This is a genomic window from Streptomyces sp. NPDC045022 (assembly GCF_056432605.1).
Genome location: NZ_JBWKIR010000001.1, coordinates 477,156 through 493,095, shown reverse-complemented (window position 1 = coordinate 493,095; position 15,940 = coordinate 477,156). Strand labels below are relative to the sequence as shown.

Annotated in this window: 15 protein-coding genes, 2 pseudogenes and 1 riboswitch; of the genes and pseudogenes, 10 read left to right on the top strand and 7 right to left on the bottom strand. The window is 70.4% G+C overall.

Annotation, left to right across the window (positions count from 1 at the left end; genetic code table 11):
- The first annotated feature begins 115 nt into the window (after positions 1–115).
- Positions 116–1,132, top strand: a complete 1,017-nt coding sequence (locus tag AC07C1_RS02090) for a zinc-dependent alcohol dehydrogenase family protein (RefSeq protein WP_478936285.1) — start codon at positions 116–118, stop codon at positions 1,130–1,132.
- A 175-nt stretch (positions 1,133–1,307) separates the two neighbouring features.
- Positions 1,308–1,721 (top strand): (R)-mandelonitrile lyase, encoded by a 414-nt coding sequence (locus AC07C1_RS02085; protein WP_478936284.1) that lies wholly within the window; start codon positions 1,308–1,310, stop codon positions 1,719–1,721.
- 156 nt (positions 1,722–1,877) lie between these two features.
- Here AC07C1_RS02085 and AC07C1_RS02080 read toward each other — a convergent pair.
- Positions 1,878–2,105, bottom strand: a pseudogene (locus tag AC07C1_RS02080) (SpoIIE family protein phosphatase); the annotation flags it as partial.
- A 238-nt stretch (positions 2,106–2,343) separates the two neighbouring features.
- Here AC07C1_RS02080 and AC07C1_RS02075 point away from each other — a divergent pair.
- The 4 genes and pseudogenes from AC07C1_RS02075 to AC07C1_RS02060 all read left to right on the top strand — a co-directional run bounded on the left by AC07C1_RS02075 (position 2,344) and on the right by AC07C1_RS02060 (position 4,109).
- A complete protein-coding gene (locus AC07C1_RS02075; protein ID WP_478936282.1) occupies positions 2,344–2,898 on the top strand; it encodes a DUF4231 domain-containing protein in 555 nt (184 codons plus the stop codon).
- A gap of 15 nt (positions 2,899–2,913) precedes the next feature.
- Positions 2,914–3,246, top strand: a pseudogene (locus AC07C1_RS02070) (SLATT domain-containing protein); the annotation flags it as partial.
- Positions 3,236–3,646: a TIR domain-containing protein gene (locus tag AC07C1_RS02065; protein WP_478936281.1), complete on the top strand. Its 411-nt coding sequence runs from the start codon at positions 3,236–3,238 to the stop codon at positions 3,644–3,646. The pseudogene AC07C1_RS02070 and the gene AC07C1_RS02065, both read left to right, overlap by 11 nt.
- On the top strand, positions 3,549–4,109 hold the full coding sequence (locus tag AC07C1_RS02060; RefSeq protein ID WP_478936280.1) for a WD40 repeat domain-containing protein: 561 nt from the start codon (positions 3,549–3,551) through the stop codon (positions 4,107–4,109). The genes AC07C1_RS02065 and AC07C1_RS02060 overlap by 98 nt, the downstream gene beginning before the upstream one ends.
- 506 nt (positions 4,110–4,615) lie before the next feature.
- On the opposite strand, the gene AC07C1_RS02055 is transcribed toward AC07C1_RS02060, so the two are convergent.
- A complete protein-coding gene (locus AC07C1_RS02055) occupies positions 4,616–6,868 on the bottom strand; it encodes a serine/threonine protein kinase (protein ID WP_478936279.1) in 2,253 nt (750 codons plus the stop codon).
- 360 nt (positions 6,869–7,228) lie between these two features.
- On the opposite strand from AC07C1_RS02055, the gene AC07C1_RS02050 reads away from it, so the two are divergent.
- Positions 7,229–7,819: a histidine phosphatase family protein gene (locus AC07C1_RS02050; RefSeq protein ID WP_478936278.1), complete on the top strand. Its 591-nt coding sequence runs from the start codon at positions 7,229–7,231 to the stop codon at positions 7,817–7,819.
- Positions 7,820–7,881: 62 nt separating this feature from the next.
- On the opposite strand, the gene AC07C1_RS02045 is transcribed toward AC07C1_RS02050, so the two are convergent.
- The 3 genes from AC07C1_RS02045 to AC07C1_RS02035 form a co-directional block, all read right to left on the bottom strand.
- Positions 7,882–8,634, bottom strand: a complete 753-nt coding sequence (locus AC07C1_RS02045) for a CbtA family protein (RefSeq protein WP_478936277.1) — start codon at positions 8,632–8,634, stop codon at positions 7,882–7,884.
- Between the two features lie 21 nt (positions 8,635–8,655).
- Positions 8,656–8,877 carry a CbtB domain-containing protein gene (locus AC07C1_RS02040; RefSeq protein ID WP_478936276.1) on the bottom strand — a complete coding sequence of 74 codons (222 nt, stop codon included), beginning with the start codon at positions 8,875–8,877 and terminating at the stop codon, positions 8,656–8,658.
- A gap of 36 nt (positions 8,878–8,913) precedes the next feature.
- Positions 8,914–9,059: riboswitch (cobalamin riboswitch) on the bottom strand.
- Between the two features lie 108 nt (positions 9,060–9,167).
- Entirely contained in the window at positions 9,168–11,249 is a 2,082-nt protein-coding gene (locus AC07C1_RS02035) for a SpoIIE family protein phosphatase (protein ID WP_478936275.1), read from the bottom strand.
- A gap of 470 nt (positions 11,250–11,719) precedes the next feature.
- Here AC07C1_RS02035 and AC07C1_RS02030 point away from each other — a divergent pair, with 470 nt between their 5' ends.
- Both AC07C1_RS02030 and AC07C1_RS02025 read left to right on the top strand, forming a co-directional pair.
- On the top strand, positions 11,720–12,283 hold the full coding sequence (locus tag AC07C1_RS02030; RefSeq protein ID WP_478936274.1) for a CGNR zinc finger domain-containing protein: 564 nt from the start codon (positions 11,720–11,722) through the stop codon (positions 12,281–12,283).
- A 258-nt stretch (positions 12,284–12,541) separates the two neighbouring features.
- Positions 12,542–12,718, top strand: a complete 177-nt coding sequence (locus AC07C1_RS02025) for a hypothetical protein (protein ID WP_478936272.1) — start codon at positions 12,542–12,544, stop codon at positions 12,716–12,718.
- Between the two features lie 163 nt (positions 12,719–12,881).
- Here the strand turns inward: AC07C1_RS02025 and AC07C1_RS02020 are convergent, their stop codons facing one another.
- Both AC07C1_RS02020 and AC07C1_RS02015 read right to left on the bottom strand, forming a co-directional pair.
- Entirely contained in the window at positions 12,882–13,889 is a 1,008-nt protein-coding gene (locus AC07C1_RS02020; protein ID WP_478936271.1) for an NADP-dependent oxidoreductase, read from the bottom strand.
- Positions 13,890–14,009: 120 nt separating this feature from the next.
- Positions 14,010–14,711, bottom strand: coding sequence for a TetR/AcrR family transcriptional regulator (locus tag AC07C1_RS02015; RefSeq protein ID WP_478936270.1), 702 nt, complete (start codon positions 14,709–14,711; stop codon positions 14,010–14,012).
- A gap of 142 nt (positions 14,712–14,853) precedes the next feature.
- Here AC07C1_RS02015 and AC07C1_RS02010 point away from each other — a divergent pair, with 142 nt between their 5' ends.
- The gene (locus AC07C1_RS02010) at positions 14,854–15,906 is read left to right on the top strand and encodes an alcohol dehydrogenase catalytic domain-containing protein (protein WP_478936269.1); all 1,053 of its coding nucleotides are present in this window, start codon (positions 14,854–14,856) and stop codon (positions 15,904–15,906) included.
- Positions 15,907–15,940: the final 34 nt, after the last annotated feature.

Genomic DNA, 15,940 nt, shown 5'->3' with positions numbered 1-15,940 from the left:
GATGCCTCGCACGGGCCCCGCGGGCGACCGGCCCGCCCGGGGTACGCAACTGCACTTGGCGCCTGCCGGTACCGCGCCGGTACCCGACGCCCTCAGGATGTAAGGAGTCCCACCCATGCGCGGAGCAGTGATCCACGCCCCCGGCGATGTGCGCTTCGAGACCCTCGACGACCCGAAGATCCTCCAGCCCACCGATGCGATCATCCGAACGGCCGTCACCTGCGTGTGCGGTTCGGACCTGTGGCCGTACCGCGGTGCAGAGCCCATCGGCGACCCGCACCCGATGGGGCACGAGTACGTCGGCTTCGTGGAGGAGGTCGGAGCCGAGGTCACCTCGGTCAAGCCGGGTCAGTTCATGGTCGGCTCCTTCGCCACTTCGGACAACTCCTGTGCGAACTGCCGCAACGGCTTCCAGTCCAACTGCCTGCACCGTGAGTTCATGAGCACCTGCCAGGCCGACCACGTCCGCATCCCCAACGCGCAGGGCACGCTTGTCGCCACCGACGAGGTGCCGGGCGAGGAGGTGTGGCCCAGCCTGCTGGCTGTCTCCGACGTGATGGGAACCGGCTGGTGGGCCGCCGAAGCCGCCGAGGTCAGGCCGGGTTCGACCGCCGTGGTGGTGGGCGACGGTGCGGTCGGCCTGTGCGGGGTGATCGCCGCGAAGGAGATGGGCGCGGAACGGATCATCGCGATGAGCCGCCACGAGTCCCGGCAGAAGCTCGCGCGCCAGTTCGGCGCCACCGACATCGTCACCGAGCGCGGCAACGAGGGCGTGGCCCGGATCAAGGAGATGACCGGCGGGATCGGCGCCGACAGCGTGCTGGAGTGCGTCGGCACCGCCCAGGCCATGCAGCAGGCTGTCCACAGCGCCCGCCCGGGCGGCAACGTCGGCTTCGTCGGCGTCCCCCACGACGTCGCGGTCGACGGACAGGAACTGTTCTTCTCCCACGTCGGCCTGCGTGGCGGCCCCGCCCCCGTACGCCGCTACCTGCCCGACCTGATCAACCTCGTCCAGTCGGGCCGGATCGACCCGGGCAGGGTCTTCGACCTCACCCTGCCGCTGGACCAGGTCGCCGAGGGCTACCGGGCCATGGACGAGCGCCGCGCCATCAAGGCCCTGCTCCGCCCCTGACACCGCACCCTCCGGGGGCCGGCACCGGGACGCCTGCCACCCCGCCCCGGCCCCTGCCCCCGTTTTGCGCAGCCCCGGCGCCGGCTTCGTCATCGGCGTCGCCCTGCCCGTCGACGGCGGCTACGTCGCCCAGTGACCCGGAACCAGGAACCCGCTCATCCGCAGGAGGATCATCGTGGAATTCGTCCAGCAGCAGCCCACCAGCAAGGCCCCGGCCGACTGGTTCACCGGTGACGTCTGGTGGGACGTCATCGTCGCCGGTCAGGAACCCTCCCGCATGCGCGCCAACCTGGTCCGCTTCTCACCCGGCGCCCGCACCAACTGGCACAGCCACGCCGTCGGACAGACGCTGCACTTCGTCTCCGGCATCGCCCTCATCGGCACCCGCGACGGCACCGTCTTCGAAGCCCACCCCGGCCGGACCATCACCTGCCCGCCCGCCGAGGAACACTGGCACGGCGCCGCCCCCGACCGCTTCATGGAACACATCGCCATGTGGGAAGCCACGACAGACGGCACCCCGGAAACGACCTGGGCGGAACCCGTCACCGACCAGGAGTACAACGCTCCGCGCACCCACGACCGGTAACCTCCGGTGCCATCGGCGTACGTCCGCCTCGACCTCGCCCAATGTCCGCGAGGGAGCGTGCGATCGTCTTCGCCGGCGCCACCCGGAACGCCCTCGAAGTCCTTGCGGACGGGGTTGACCCGGGATCCGGGTCCGCTGAGACACCACGGGCCGCCCTCAGGGCGGCGCCGGACGGAGGGCCAGCAGGGCGATGTCGTCCGTGGCATCGGTGCCGAGTCCGATGACCAGCTCGTCGCAGAAGACGTCGAGCGGGGCGCGGGCCGGGGCCGCGGTGTGCTGCCGCAGCCGGGTCATGGCGTCACCGAGGGGTTCGCCGCGTCGTTCGATGAGACCGTCGGTGAACATCAGCAGGGTGGAGTGGGGCGGCAGTCGCATCCGCATCGTCGGCTGCTTTCCTGCCGTCGCCCGCTTCCGCTCTCGGCTGCTTTCCTGCCGTCGCCCGCTTAGGCCTCTTCGGTCGCGGCCCGAATGCGGCGCCGCTCACCTGCGAACACGAGAACCTCGCGCACTGTCCGCAATCACGAACCCGCTGTCGTCCCCTTCCTCGACCTGATTGAATGAGGAGTCGTTGAGGGTTGGGCCTGGCGCTGTGGGGCGGACCACCGCCCGGAGGGACGGAGTCGTGACCGGGGGCACGCCTACGTTGGCCGTCAAGTACGAGGATTTTCCGGCTTTATACCGTGCCGCTGATTCCAACTCCCTGAGCGGGCAGCGGAGATATCTGCGGACGACCCGACTGCAACTCGGTTCCCTGGTCGCCGCCGCTCTGTTCGGCATCTTCGGATGGCAAGTGGGCCGTGCGGACATGGCCGCCGTACTGGCAGCGGTGGCCTTCGCGTCCGCTCTGGTCAGCGAGGTCTATCTGCTGAAGGAGCGGCCCGACCGGCAGTGGTACACCGGACGGGCGGTAGCGGAGTCCGCGAAGACGCTCACCTGGCGCTACATGGTCGGTGGCGCACCGCTTCAGGTCGAGGCCGCAGACGACGCGAGCGCCAACGGACTGCTCCTGGAACGCTTCGCCCAGATCGAGGCCGATGTTCGTGGGCTGTGGCTCATCCCGGACGGGGGCGCTCCCGAACAGATCACACCCGTGATGGCACGCGTGCGTGCTCTGTCGCTCGACGAGCGACGCGCGTTCTATCTGGAGCACCGGATCAAGGATCAGCTCGACTGGTAGTGGCGCAAGGCTCGCTCGAACGCACGGGTCGCCGTCCGCTGGTCCGTCACCCTGGCCATACTCGAACTGCTCGGCCTGGGCGCGGGTATCGCGAGGGCGGCGGGGTTGGTCGACGTGGATCTGATGGGGTTCGCGGCGGCGTTGGCGGCGGCCGGCACTGCCTGGGTGCAGGCCAAGCAGCATCAGAACCTGGCGACCGCGTACGCGGTCACGGGGCATGAACTGTCCGCGATCGCCGTCCGCGTGCCCGCGACGTCGTCGGAGGGGTCCTGGGCGTCCTTCGTGGCCGACGCGGAGGAGGCGATTTCGCGGGAACACACGCTGTGGCGGGCCTCCCATGGCGGCTGACCGCGCCCGGCCCGGTCCTGACCGGGGCTACGACGCGTTCATCTCCTACAGTCACGCGGTCGACGGACAGCTGGCGCCGGCCCTCCAGCGAGGGCTGCACCGGTTGGCGTGGCCATGGAACAGGTCACGAGCGCTGCGCGTGTTCTACGACCAGTCGAGTCTCTCGGTCACGGAGGACGTCTGGGGAACCATCGAGAAGGCGTTACGCGACTCGTCCCACTTCATCCTCATGGCATCCGCCGAATCGGCCGCCTCCGAGTGGGTGCGCCGGGAAATCGCCGACACTGCCCACGTCCGGCTACGTGGACAGAGCGACCACGCTGAGTCCGGACGGCCGGACCGTCGCCACGGGCGGTATCGACGAGAACGTGACCTTGTGGGACATCACCGACCGCCGTAGACCCGTCCGGCTGGTCACGTTGCGGGGACACAGCAAAACCGTCACTACGGTCGATTTCAGCCCTGACGGCACGATGGTGGCCAGCGGCGGGGACGACGGACGGATCCTGCTGTGGACGATCAACGATCGACGCCACCCGCGTCGGGTGCTCACGATGAAGCGGCCGACGCCGGTGGGTTCACTCGCTTTCGCTCCCCGCGGCAGCACCCTCGTGGCGACAGGCAACGGGACGTCGTTCAGCGACTGGAACGACGGTTGGACCCGCGCCTGGGACGTCAGCGGGGCCAGACCGGTGGAGCGCGGCCGGCTCAACGGGGCACGATGCTCTCCGGTGCCATCGAGTACCACCCGGACGGCAGCATGCTGGTCCTGCGGTCGTTCACCTCGACCACGCTGGTCGGCAGCCGTCGGCTGTACGAGGTGGACGGCGGCTACGGAGTTCTCAGCGGGGACGGCGCCATGATGGCCACCAGCGGCAGCGTGTCCCGAGAGGGCGTCACCCTGTGGGACATGGCCTCCCCGGCACATCCCCGCCGTCTGACCTCGTTCCCCAGCGGTGCCGGCAGCGTCGATCAGTATGTGTTCGGCTTTCACCCGCGAGCGAATCTGCTGGCCGTCGCGGTCCGGGGCGACCCAGCTGTGGGAGATCGGTGCACCCCGACAGGCCAACCGCCTGCTGAAGCTGCCGTCGGACACAGAAGCGCACAGCCTGGACTTCTCGCGAGACGGCCGCACGCTTGTCATCGGCAGCGAAGAGGGCACGGATGTATGGGACCTGGGCCGGCTGCCCGCCACGGTCGGCGACTTCCACGCCAGGGCCTGTACGGTGGCCGGCGGTGGACTGACGCGCGCACAGTGGCAGACCTACGTCCCCGGGATGCCCTACCGGCGAACCTGCCCCAGAACGTGAGTGTGGGCCCTCCCTGCAACCGGCGCCACGCGGCTTGACGCCCTGCGCTCTGCGTGGGCTCAGTCGTACGCCTTCAGGCACAGCAGCGTCGCGCCGTCGTCCACCTTCGTGGACCAGTATGTATTGGCGTCGTACTGCCCATGGCGGCAGACCTCGCTACCGGCGCCCCCCGTCGCCCGGTAGATGTCCGTGACGACCAGAATCTCGTTGTACGCCGCGGGAACCATCCGGTCCGTGCAGTTCGGGGAGGACAGCATCGCGACGCTGCTGACGTAGTTGCCGGTGCGCTTGGCGAGCAGGCAGTCACCCTGGTGGTACTGGCCGGTGAGGCAGAGCGCGGTCCGCTCGCCGCTGCTGGTGGAGTAGTACGACCAGGTGGCCTTGCCCACGCCGGACGCGCAGTCGCCGGTGGTGCCGGTGACTTCCACGCGCGTTCCGTAGCCGCAGGGCGTCGTGTTCGGCTTCTCCTCGCTCCAGTCGTACTTGGTGGTGCCGCCGTAACCGGTGTCGACGACGTCCAGGCAGTTCCCGTACGAGACGGCCTTGAACGCCTCTTCGGTGGGGTCCGGCTCGGGGGAGCTGGTCTCCGCCTCGGGTTCGGGCTCGCTGTCGTCGGAACCGCCGCTCGAGGAACCCGAGGAGCCCGCGTTGTCGGTGACGCTGTCGGTACCGCTTTCCGTACCGCCGAGGCTGCCGCTGCCGCCGAGACCGCTGGTGCCGCCGGTGCTCGAGAAGGTGAAAGACGAGGTGGGGCTGCTTTTCGGGGTGTCGTCGCCGTTCTTGTCCCAGGGCTGCCAGAACAGGACTCCGATGACGAGTGCGGCCACCAGCAGGCCGCCCCAGCCTTCCGAGGAACCCGGCTTCTTGGCCGCTCCGGACTTCGGTGGTGCCTTGGGAGGAGATGAGGTGGATGCCGTGCCGGTGGTCTTGTTCCTGGCGGACGTCTCGGTCTTCTCGCGCGCGACGCGCTCGCGTTCCTGGCGCTGCCTCTCCTTGCGCGCGCGTTCCCTCCGTTCCGCCTCCTTGCGTTCCGCCTCCTGCCTTTCCCGCTCTTTCCGCTCCCGCTCCTTCCGTTCCTTCTCCTGTCTCTCCTGTTCCTTGCGCTCCCGCTCCCTGCGTGCCGCCTCTTCCTTCCGCGCTTGTGCCCGGCGCCTGCGCTGCTCCTCTTCCTGGCGCGCGACCTCCCGTGCCTCCGCCTCCGCCTGTTCCTCGGCCTGCGCCCGCAGCAAGGCGTCCCGCTGCCGGCGCAGGGCATCCAGTTGCGCGCGCATCTCGCCGAACGCCTCGTCCGCGCCGCCCGAAGCACCCTCGGGCTTCACCTGAGTCAGCGCTTCGGCCGCGTCGAAGTCCACTGCTCCGTCCCGCAGTTGGCGGCCCTGCTCCGCGTACTCCCCGATCAACGCGGTCCACGCCGGCGGCAGGCACCGCTCGGCGTCCCCGTCCGCCACCATCCGGTCGAGTCCGGCGAGGACGTCGCGCAAGACGTCGGCCGGGACGGGGCGCCTCCCGGGGTCGACCTCCAGCAGGGGGAGGATCAGCGGTTCCAGTTCCGCCGGCAGTCCGCGGGTGTCCAGCTCTCCGCGCTGGACGAGGGCGAGGATCCCGATGGAGTGGTCCGTCTGCTCGTACGGCGGGCGGCCGACCGCGAGGAAGAAGAGCGTGGCTCCGAGGGAGTACAGGTCGGACGCGGCGGTGGACTTTCTGCCGCACGCCTGTTCCGGTGAGGTGAACGCGAAGGTGCCGATGGTCGTCGTCGAGCTGGTGTGGTCGTGGGCGTGCGAGATGCCGAAGTCGATGAGGCGGGGGCCGTCATGGGGCAGCAGGATGTTCAGGGGCTTGATGTCACGGTGGACGACCCCCAGGGCGTGCAGCTCGACCAGCGCCCGCGCGGTCCCGGCCGCGACCCAACGCACCGCGTCGACCGGCAGGGTCCCGGCGCTGACGACGAGTTCGGCCAGGCTGGGCGCCGGAATGAACTCGATGGCCAGCCACGGGCGCTCCGCTTTCGCGTCGGCGTCGAGCACCGTGGCGGTGTACGCGCTGTCGACCCGCCCCGCCAGCTCCACCTCGCGGGCGAACCGCTCCCGGTCCGGCCTGCTCACGATCCCCTCGGCAAGGAGCGTCTTGACCGCGACGAGCCCGGGGAGCACCACGGTTCCGGTGGGCCCGGCGGCGCCGGCGGTCCCCGGGGCTTCCCGCCGGCCGAGATAGACGCGGCCCATGCCGCCGGTGGCGATCCGCCGCAGCAGCCGGTAGGGGCCGAGCCGCCGTGGATCGCTGGATTCGAGCGAATAGAGCTTCATTCCGGCCATGCGGCGTCACTCCCCATGTGCTCCCCCGTCCTTGCTGTGGTCCGCGTGCGCCCCGTTCGCCGTACGCGCTCCAGCGATACCGCGATCAAACCGTGCCATGCCAGGGCGAGTTGGGGAAGTCCGCCTGGCCGGAGCGGCCATCGCCGTCCGGCGAAGCGCACGGTGCCGGGGTGTTCCCGGCCCGGCCACCGATCGCGCGGGGCCGCGCATCCGCGAAAGCTGCGGATCCCGCGGATGCTATGTTCGCCAGCCGACGGGGTGACGAGGAGATGCGTACACGGCCCGTCGGCCGGCCGAACGGGACGCCAAATGCGCGACCCGCGACCCGCACCCCGTAGCAGCCGCAGGAGGAGCAGCCACGTGACCAGCCGCGTCACCTTCGTCTCGCCCGCGACGAGCCCGTCGCTGCGGCAGGCCCGCTTCTACGACGGCGACTCGGTCGACGATGTCGGCGCGGCCCTCGCCCGCTCGGCGGCCGGGACACTGTCCCCGTACGCCCGCGTCACCGTTTCCCCGAGCGTGCGCTGCCGGGAGACGGCGGCGGCGCTCGGCCTCGACGGCACGGCGACGCCGGAACTGGCGGGTCTGGATGCGGGCCGCTGGCGAGGCCGCACCCTCGAGGAGGTGGTAGCCGCCGAACCGGAGGCAGTGGGCCGTTGGCTCGCCGACGCCGACTGGTCGGCGCACGGCGGGGAGTCGGTGCGGGACATGTGCGAGCGGGTCGGGCGCTGGCTGGACACCGCGCAGGACACGGACGGCCGTACGGTCGCCGTGGTGGAGCCAGAGGTCGTACGGGCCGCGGTCACACATGTCCTCGGCCTGCCCGCGGCTGCCTTCTGGCGGCTCGACGTACCGCCGTTGACGGCCACGGAGTTCAGCGGACGGGTCGGACGCTGGAATCTGCGGCTCGGGCAGCCCCTGAACGCGTCGGGCACCGCCGCGGCGCCCTGACATGGGGCACGCGAGAGGACCCCCGGATGGTTCCGAGGGTCCCTCACGTCATGCACGACCGCTCAGTTCGAGACGGGAACTGTCCGCCCGGACGGGGCTGTCGCGGGCTTCGGGTTCAGCTTCCGCTCGGCCAACTCGCCGAAGAGCAGCCCGAACCCGCCCCACAGAACGCCCTGGATGGCCAGGGCGGACAGGCGGAACCGCCACAGCAGGGTGGCCGGGAAGTCCTTCGGCACCTCATTGACGGCGGGCAGGAACTCGTAGGCCAGACCGATCACGACGGCGAAGGAGGCCACCGCGACCACGGTCGCCCACCAGGTGCCCAGACCGGGCGCCAGGCGCTTGCCCAGGATGGTGGCGGCGACCGCGAGGAGGACACTGAGCAGCATCATCAGGAAGTACAGGGTGGTCCGCTTGCCGATGGTGTCGGGGTCGCCGACCGACGGCGGATTGGCCGGGTACTTCAGGAACGGGACCACGTACACGGCGAGCAGTGCGCAGCCGGACAGCAGCAGCGCGGTCGCTCGCGGGGAGAAGCGGCCCACGCGGCCCAGCGCGAAGGAGAAGGCCAGCGCGGCGATGCCGCCGAAGGCGACCCCGTAGAGGAGGACACCGGTGGCGAGACCGGCGGTGGACTGCAGGGAGCGGGAGACGACCTCCATCTCGTGCTCGTGGGAGTGGGCGTCCTCGAAGCTGATCGCCTTGTCGACGTTCGGCTCACCGAGGAGGTAGGAGACGATCAGGGCGAGCACACCGGCGGCCAGGCCGGCGAGCATGCCCCGCACGAGGAGGTGTCTTACCGTTGCGGAGTTCATGGGGGTGCGGCGTCCCTCGCGTCAGTGGCAGGGGAAGCCGAGCAGGTGGCGCGCGTCGTGCACCCACTCGTGGACGTCCGTGCCGCTGAACACGGAGGTGGCGCCCTGCTCGGCGCCGACGAAGTACAGCAGGATCAGCATCAGGATGCCGAAGAAGACCGCCCAGGGAGCTATCGCCTTCAGCGGCAGCTTGGCGGGGATGGCGGGAGTGGTGGCTGTCGGCTGGGCGACGGTCTGCGCCATGGCAGAACCTCCTCCGGGAGTTCGCGTCCCGTCTCGGTGGTGCAGGGGACGACGGCCACGGGTCTGACTCACGCGACGCCTCGGAAGGCATCTCGCATACAGTGGCGCGACCGTGCCGGATTCCCACCGGCTTCCGTCTCGCCGTCGTCGATACCGGACAGACCGTACCGCGCGACGGGTGCCCCGCCAAGACCGCGCCACCTTGCGTGATCTTCCTCTCCCGGCAAGTGCGAGTTCCTGTGGGGGCGGTGGGTGTCATGGGTCAGCGGTGGCGGGGCCCGGGTGGCGTTTCAGGCAGTCGCCAGTGGCTGTGCGCGGGCGATGAGAAGGGCGACGTCGTCATGGCCGGCCGGGTCCCGGAGCTGCCGCAGAAGTCGCTCGCAGGTCTCCTCGGTGGAGGGGTACGGCGGTGACAGCTGGCCCAGGAGGTCCTTCAGGCGTTCATCGATGGGGTCGTCACGGGTTTCGACCAGTCCGTCGGTGTACAGGACGAGTTGGTCCCCGGGATTCAGGTCGAGGGTGCTGGTCTCGAAGGCGACACCGCCGACGCCCAGGGGGATGCCGGTGGGCAGGTCGAGGAGTTCGGCCGGTCTGCCGGCCCGCACCAGCACCGGGGGCAGGTGGCCGGCGGAGGCGATGTGCAATCGGGCGTGATGCGGGTCGTAGACCGCGTACACGCACGTGGCGATGTAGGGATCCAGACCGCTAGTGATCTTGTCGAGGTGGGTGAGGATCCGGGCCGGGTCGAGGTCGAGGTCGGCGAGGGTGGAAGTGGCGGTGCGCAGGCGGCCCATGGTGGTGGCGGCCGGGATGCCGCTGCCCATGACGTCGCCGACCGTGAGGGCGGTGCGGTCCCGGTCGAGTGGGATGACGTCGTACCAGTCGCCGCCGACCTCGCTGAAGGCCTGCGCGGGCCGGTAGCGGGCGGCGACCTCCAGACCGGGGTGACGCGGCGAGAGTCGGGGAAGCAGGCTGCGCTGGAGGGTTTCGGCGGCGCTCCGGATGTGCTGGTGCAGGATGGCGTTGTCGATGCTCAACGCGGCGGAGGCGGCCAGTTCGCAGGCGAGGGTGAGGTCGTCCTCGTCGAACGGCAGGGGGTTGCGGGCACGGGCCAGCGCCATGACACCGATGACCTGTCCGCGGGCGATGAGGGGGACCGTCATGTCGGTGTGGACACCGGCCCGGGCGAGCAGGCGGGCGGCGTCGGAGTCGGCGGCGATACGGGTGAGGTCGCCACCCTCCAGGTGGGTGATCAGCTGAGGGCGGCGGGTGCGGATGCAATGGGACGCCGGATGGTCGGCGTGGTAGGCGGTGAGGCGGCCGGGGGGCACGATCGCCTGAGCGGCTTCGGTGGGGTAGGCGGTCTTCACCGCCAGGGCGCGGAACAACGCCGGACCCTCGCCCACGTCCACGCGCCCCGTCTGCAGTACCGAGTCCAGGAGGTCCACGGCCACCATGTCGGCCAGGTCGGGTACGAGGAAGTCAGCCAGTTCCTGTGCGGTCCGTTCCACCTCCAGCGTGGTGCCGATGCGGGCCGAGCCGTTGGCCACCAGGCGCAGGCGCTGCTGGGCCCGGTCGGCCTTTTGGGCTGCCCGGTACCGGTCGGTGACGTCCACCACCACGTTGGCGATGCCCAGCACGCGCCCGTGGTGGTCCTCGAGCCGATAGAACGACACCGCCCAGGCGTGGTCCTCGTCCGGGTCGGCGTGCGTACGACCCACGACCTGCTGGTCCACCACGGGGACACCGGTCTCCAGGACCTTCCGCATCCCGGCCTCCGCGGCCGGGAACTGGGGGCCGGGGAGGACCTCGCGCAGGCTCCGGCCGATGTGGCCGGCCTCGGGGACGCCGTGCATCGACGCCAGGGCCGGGTTGACGGCCACGTACCGCAGGTCGGTGTCCAGGACGGAGAGTCCGATCGGGGCCTGGGTGACCAGCCGGGTGGACAGAGCCACGTCCCGCTCCACCTGCCGCAGCGTGGAACGGTCGGTGGCGAGCCCCAGGGCGTAGTGGTCGCCGAGGTTGTCCGTCAGCCGCATGTTGCGGAACTCGACCATCCGGGTGCTGCCGTCCTTGTGCCGGACGGGGAACGCCCCCGCCCAGCCCCGGCCGGTCTCCATCACCTCGGCGAACAGCATGATCGCCGCGTCCTGGTGTTCGGGGTGGAGGAGCAGCGGCGCCGCGTACTGCCCGACCGCTTCGCCGCGGGTGTAGCCGAACAGTTCCTCGGCCTGCGGACTCCACATGTCGATCCGGCCGTCGGCCTCCAGCAGCACCGCGGCGACACCCAGCAGGTCCATCAGCCCACTCGGGCGGGACGCCCTGTCCTCCGGGCGATCCGCCGGCTCCGGACGCTGCTTCGCTCGGCTCATCGCACTCGCTCCTTCCACCTGCCGACCTCGCCACGCACCCGCTTCGGCGCGCAGAGCAGGTGAAGCGGTCTTCCCGCAGGTCAACAGCCCCGTCCACGATGCGGCACGGAGACTGCGGCGGCCAGGGGGACGCGCCGGGGAGAGCGCCGCGTCCAAAGTTGATCCTCTCATCTCGGACAAACATCACAAGATCCATAGTGGGCGCATCTCGCCGCTGCGGCCATCAGTCGCCCTCTCCATGACCCGGGGCGACCGAGGGCCGGTCGGGGAGCACTGCCTGCCGCCTCGTCACGTAACCACCTTGACAGGTGATGAAGGCGGGTTGGGAATCTGGCACCCGCGGAGCCAGAAGGCTCGATCCGCCACCCACTGAGCGGAGATCGACGTGGCACGCCAGAGCGTCACGGACAGGACCGCCAGGACGTCCTTGCGGTCTTGGCGCAGGGGCAGTCACCTGTCAGGATAGTGATGTGACGCTCGACCACGTCTTCGTCTGCGGAAACCCGGCCCTGGATTTCGCCGCGACGCTCCGCGCTCGACGTTCGGCACGTCTCGAGATGTTCGCGACGCCGGACAGGCTGGACGCCTGGTACCTGGAGTCGGGAATCGTCGATGCGGTCTCCCCCGGCCGGCAGACCGACGTCGAGCAGGCGACGGCCGTACGGGAAGCCATCCACGGGCTGGTCACAGCCCGCCGACTCGGCGGGGAGTACGACAACGGGGCACTCGCCGTGGTGAACAGCGCGGCACGCAAGCCTCCCGCGGTGCCTCAGCTCACCCCGTCCGGGCGCTGGACGGCGGCAACCCCCGAAGAGGCGCTGTCCACCGTGGCACGGCTCGCCATCGAACTCCTGAGCGGTCCGGACGTACCTCTGCTCAAGGAGTGCGGCAACCCCGAGTGCACCCGCGTCTACATCGACCGCTCGCGGGGCACGCGCCGGCAGTGGTGCGGCATGGAGTCCTGCGGCAACAAGAGCAAGGCAGCCGCGTACCGCGCCCGCAAGAGGACCGCGCACGCGACAGCCGCCCACTGACGAGGCCGGCGTGCAGGTGACTTCAAGGACGCCTGGCCGCTGACCGCATGGAGCAACAACATCGGCTCCGTCACCTGCGACGCCAAGGCCAGCGACAAGCTCGCCGGCGCCGTCTCCCCCTGGAAGCAGGGCGGTGAGCTGAACGCGATCGACTCCCTGCTCCACGACATCGTCAAGGACGGCCTGTCCGAGAAGGATCCCAACACCACCAACCGGGAAGCCTCGTAAGGCCTGATCGCCCGGGGCAAGGTCGCCACCATGCAGCTGGGCTCATGGGCCATCACGCAGATGCGCGACGCGGCCGAGAAGGCCGACGCCGACCCCGACGACATCGGCTTCCGCGGGATCCAGGTGTCACTCGACGAGGCCGCGATCGTCTTCCTCTTCCTCCAGCGCTACATCAACAACGGCTTCGCGCAGGGCGCGACCAAGTGACCTTGTGGTCCCGCTCGGGCATGTGCGCCGAAGTGCGGCAGAGCGGTGGCGGCCGTCGCCGTGACCGAACCGTGCCGGGCCGGCGAGTGGATCGCGGTCCGCGATCCACCGCGTCTTGTCTTCCGGCGGGGTCAGGGGCGCGGCCGCCCACTCCGGGCAGCGGTCAGGCCAGTTCCAGGACGAGCTTGCCGACGTTCTCTCCGCGGAAGAGCATCTGCAACGTCTCGGGGAAGTCGTCCACGCTCCCCCTCACCACATGTTCCTTGACCTTGATGCGGCCGGCGCCGATCCAGGCGGAGATGTCCTGCGCGGCCTGTGCGTAGCGCTGGGCGTAGTCGAAGACGACGAAGCCTTCCATGCGGGCGCGGCGCACCAGCAGCGAGAGGTAGTTGGAGGGGCCCTTGACCGGCGTGGCGTTGTTGTACTGACTGATCGCACCGCAGATCACGACGCGCGCGTGCATCGCCAGCCGGGTCAGGGCGGCGTCGAGGATGTCTCCTCCCACGTTGTCGAAGTAGACGTCGATTCCGTCGGGGGCCTCCCGGCGCAGCGCTTTCCTGACGTCCTCGGCGCGGTAGTCGATCGCCGCGTCGAATCCCAGTTCGTCGGTGAGCAACGCGCACTTCTCGGGGCCTCCGGCGATGCCCACGACCCGGCACCCCTTGGCCTTCGCGATCTGGCCCGCGATGGTGCCGACCGCGCCCGCCGCGCCGGACACCACGACGGTGTCGCCGTCCTGCAGCGCCCCGACGTCCAGCAGGCCGAAGTAGGCGGTCATGCCGGGCATGCCCAGCGCGCCGAGGTACGTCGACGGCGGGGCGAGGGAGGTGTCGATCTTCATGGCGCCCCTGCCGTCGGAGACCACGTACTCCTGGACGCCGAAGGTGCCCACCACGTGATCGCCCGGCTGGAAGTCGGGGTGGTCGGACGCGGTGACCTCGATGACCGATCCGGCGCGCATCACCTCACCGATGCCCACGGGCGGCAGGTACGAGGGACGGTCGTCGAGCCAGCCCCGCATCGCCGGGTCCAGGGAGATGACGCGTGTCCGGCCCGCGAACCGGCCCGGGCCAGGCTCGTCGACGGGCGCCGAACAGTGCTCCCAGTCGTCGGATTTCACTTCGCCCACCGGGCGGGCTGCCAGACGGATCTGGCGGTTGGTCGCAGACATCGCGCCTCCTTCGTTCACGGCCCTCGCCGCAGGGTACCGACCGGTAGGTATGGGCGTCTGTGTGATGTTCACCACAGCCCATTCATCCCCGTCCCCGACGCCGACCGCGAGGCGGACCGGTCAGCGAGTCGAGGCCCGACGCTCCCGGTCCTTGCCGTCCCGCTCGTGCAGCAGTCGCGCGGTCTGCTCGGACACCGGCGCGGCCAGCAGCGCGGTGACCAGGTCGACCAGCCTGCTGGTGAACAACCGGTCGTCCCTGCGAGGACGGGCGGCGGCCCGAGCGGCGAGTTCGGCGTGGCAGAAGCGCATGGCGGTGAAGCGGGTGTGGAACACAGCGGTCGACTCCGGAGCGAGCAGCGGCTCCACCAGGCGCCGCCAGGGATGGATGCTCGACCCGTCGGTCACGACTACCTCGACCAGGGGCTCCGGACGGTTGAGCAGTTCCGCCACGATCTGCAGGAACGCCCGCCCGCCGTCGGCGTCGGCGAGTTTCGCGGCGGCCGGCAGCACCAGCGCGGCGGCGAGAGACCGAAGACCGCCGGCCCCGCTCTCTTCGTACTGCTGCAGCAGTACCTCCCGGCGGGCGTCCACCGCGGGGAGGTGCTTGTCGAGTACGGCCCGCAGCACACCCGCCCGGTCGCCGAAGTGGTACTGCAGGGCCATCGCGTTGCGCTGGCCGGCGGCGCGCTTGATCTCGTTGAGCGACACACCGTCGACGCCCTTCGCCGCGAACAACTCCTCGGCGGCCCGGATGAGTGCGGCGCGCGTGTCGCCGGCCTTCCGGGTCCGAGGCGACGTGTCCTGCGTCTCATGTGCTGTCACGAATGCCCATGCTAGCGTCGCCAGCGCCGAAGTAATACGGGTGCATTAACGCGTGATGAACGCGCCTCGGCACGTCCCCCGTCACCACTCCGGAATCCCTGTTCTGCACGGGCGCCGGCCTGCGCCCGGATGGAGGTATCCAGTGAAGGCACTGACCTACCACGGCCGCCACGACATCCGCTACGGGGACGTCCCCGACCCCGCCGTCACCCGTCGCACCGACGCGGTCGTCCAGGTCACCACGGCCGGTATCTGCGGCAGCGACCTGCACATCTACGGCGGCAACGGGTTCACCCCGGAGACCGGCTACACCCCGGGGCACGAGTGCGTCGGCGTGGTCGTCGACACCGGCGACCAGGTGACCCGCTTCAAGCCCGGTGACCGGGTCCTGGTTCCCGCCTCGGTGGGCTGCACGCTGTGCGGAACCTGCGCGAAGGGGCTCACCGCCCGGTGCGAGCGCGCCCAAGCCCCGACGGACCTCTGTTACGGAGTGAGCCCGAAACTTCCGGGCAGTCAGGCCCAGGCCGTGGCTGTGCCCCATGCCGACGTGAACCTGGTGCACCTGCCCGAAGGCATCTCCGACGAGGCCGCGGTCGTCCTGACGGACAACGCCCCCACGGCCTGGTACGGCTGCCGCCGAGCCCGCATCCAGCCCGGCGAGACCGTCCTGGTCATCGGTCTCGGTCCGGTCGGCCTCATGGCCGCGCAATCCGCGTTCGCGATGGGCGCCGCCCGTGTGCTGGGCGCGGACCTCGTCGCGGAGCGGCGTGCCTTTGCCGCCACCCTGGGCGTCGAACCGGTGGAGGGCGAGGACGCGCGAACGGCCGTACGGGAGATGACCGCGGGACGCGGACCGGACGCCGTGGTCGAGGCCGTGGGCTCGGACGCCACCATCGAGCTGGCCCTCAAAGCCGTCCGGCAGGCAGGACGGGTCAGCGTCATCGGCGTCAGCCAGAACAAGGCCTTCCCCTTCCACATGGGGTTGGCCCAGATCAAGGAGCTGGAGTTCGCCATCGGACTGTGCTCGATCCACTACGAGCTGCCTGCCCTGATCCCCCTCGCCCAGGCCGGCCGGATCACGCCGGAGGTCGTGGTCTCCCACCGCTTCGCCCTCTCCCAGGGCCCCGCGGCGTACGAACTGTTCAACAGCCGCGCCGCCGGCGTCCGCAAGATCCTTCTCGACCCCGCCCGCTGACCGCGACGGGGTTCTTCGCCCGGGGATGCGCACC

Excerpts from the sequence above, each read along its gene's own strand:
- AC07C1_RS02090 (WP_478936285.1), top strand. The coding sequence starts at position 116 with ATGCGCGGAGCAGTGATCCACGCCCCCGGCGATGTGCGCTTCGAGACC.
- AC07C1_RS02065 (WP_478936281.1), top strand. The coding sequence starts at position 3,236 with ATGGCGGCTGACCGCGCCCGGCCCGGTCCTGACCGGGGCTACGACGCG.
- AC07C1_RS02055 (WP_478936279.1), bottom strand. The coding sequence starts at position 6,868 with ATGGCCGGAATGAAGCTCTATTCGCTCGAATCCAGCGATCCACGGCGG.
- AC07C1_RS02045 (WP_478936277.1), bottom strand. The coding sequence starts at position 8,634 with ATGAACTCCGCAACGGTAAGACACCTCCTCGTGCGGGGCATGCTCGCC.
- AC07C1_RS02040 (WP_478936276.1), bottom strand. The coding sequence starts at position 8,877 with ATGGCGCAGACCGTCGCCCAGCCGACAGCCACCACTCCCGCCATCCCC.
- AC07C1_RS02035 (WP_478936275.1), bottom strand. The coding sequence starts at position 11,249 with ATGAGCCGAGCGAAGCAGCGTCCGGAGCCGGCGGATCGCCCGGAGGAC.
- AC07C1_RS02025 (WP_478936272.1), top strand. The coding sequence starts at position 12,542 with ATGCAGCTGGGCTCATGGGCCATCACGCAGATGCGCGACGCGGCCGAG.
- AC07C1_RS02020 (WP_478936271.1), bottom strand. The coding sequence starts at position 13,889 with ATGTCTGCGACCAACCGCCAGATCCGTCTGGCAGCCCGCCCGGTGGGC.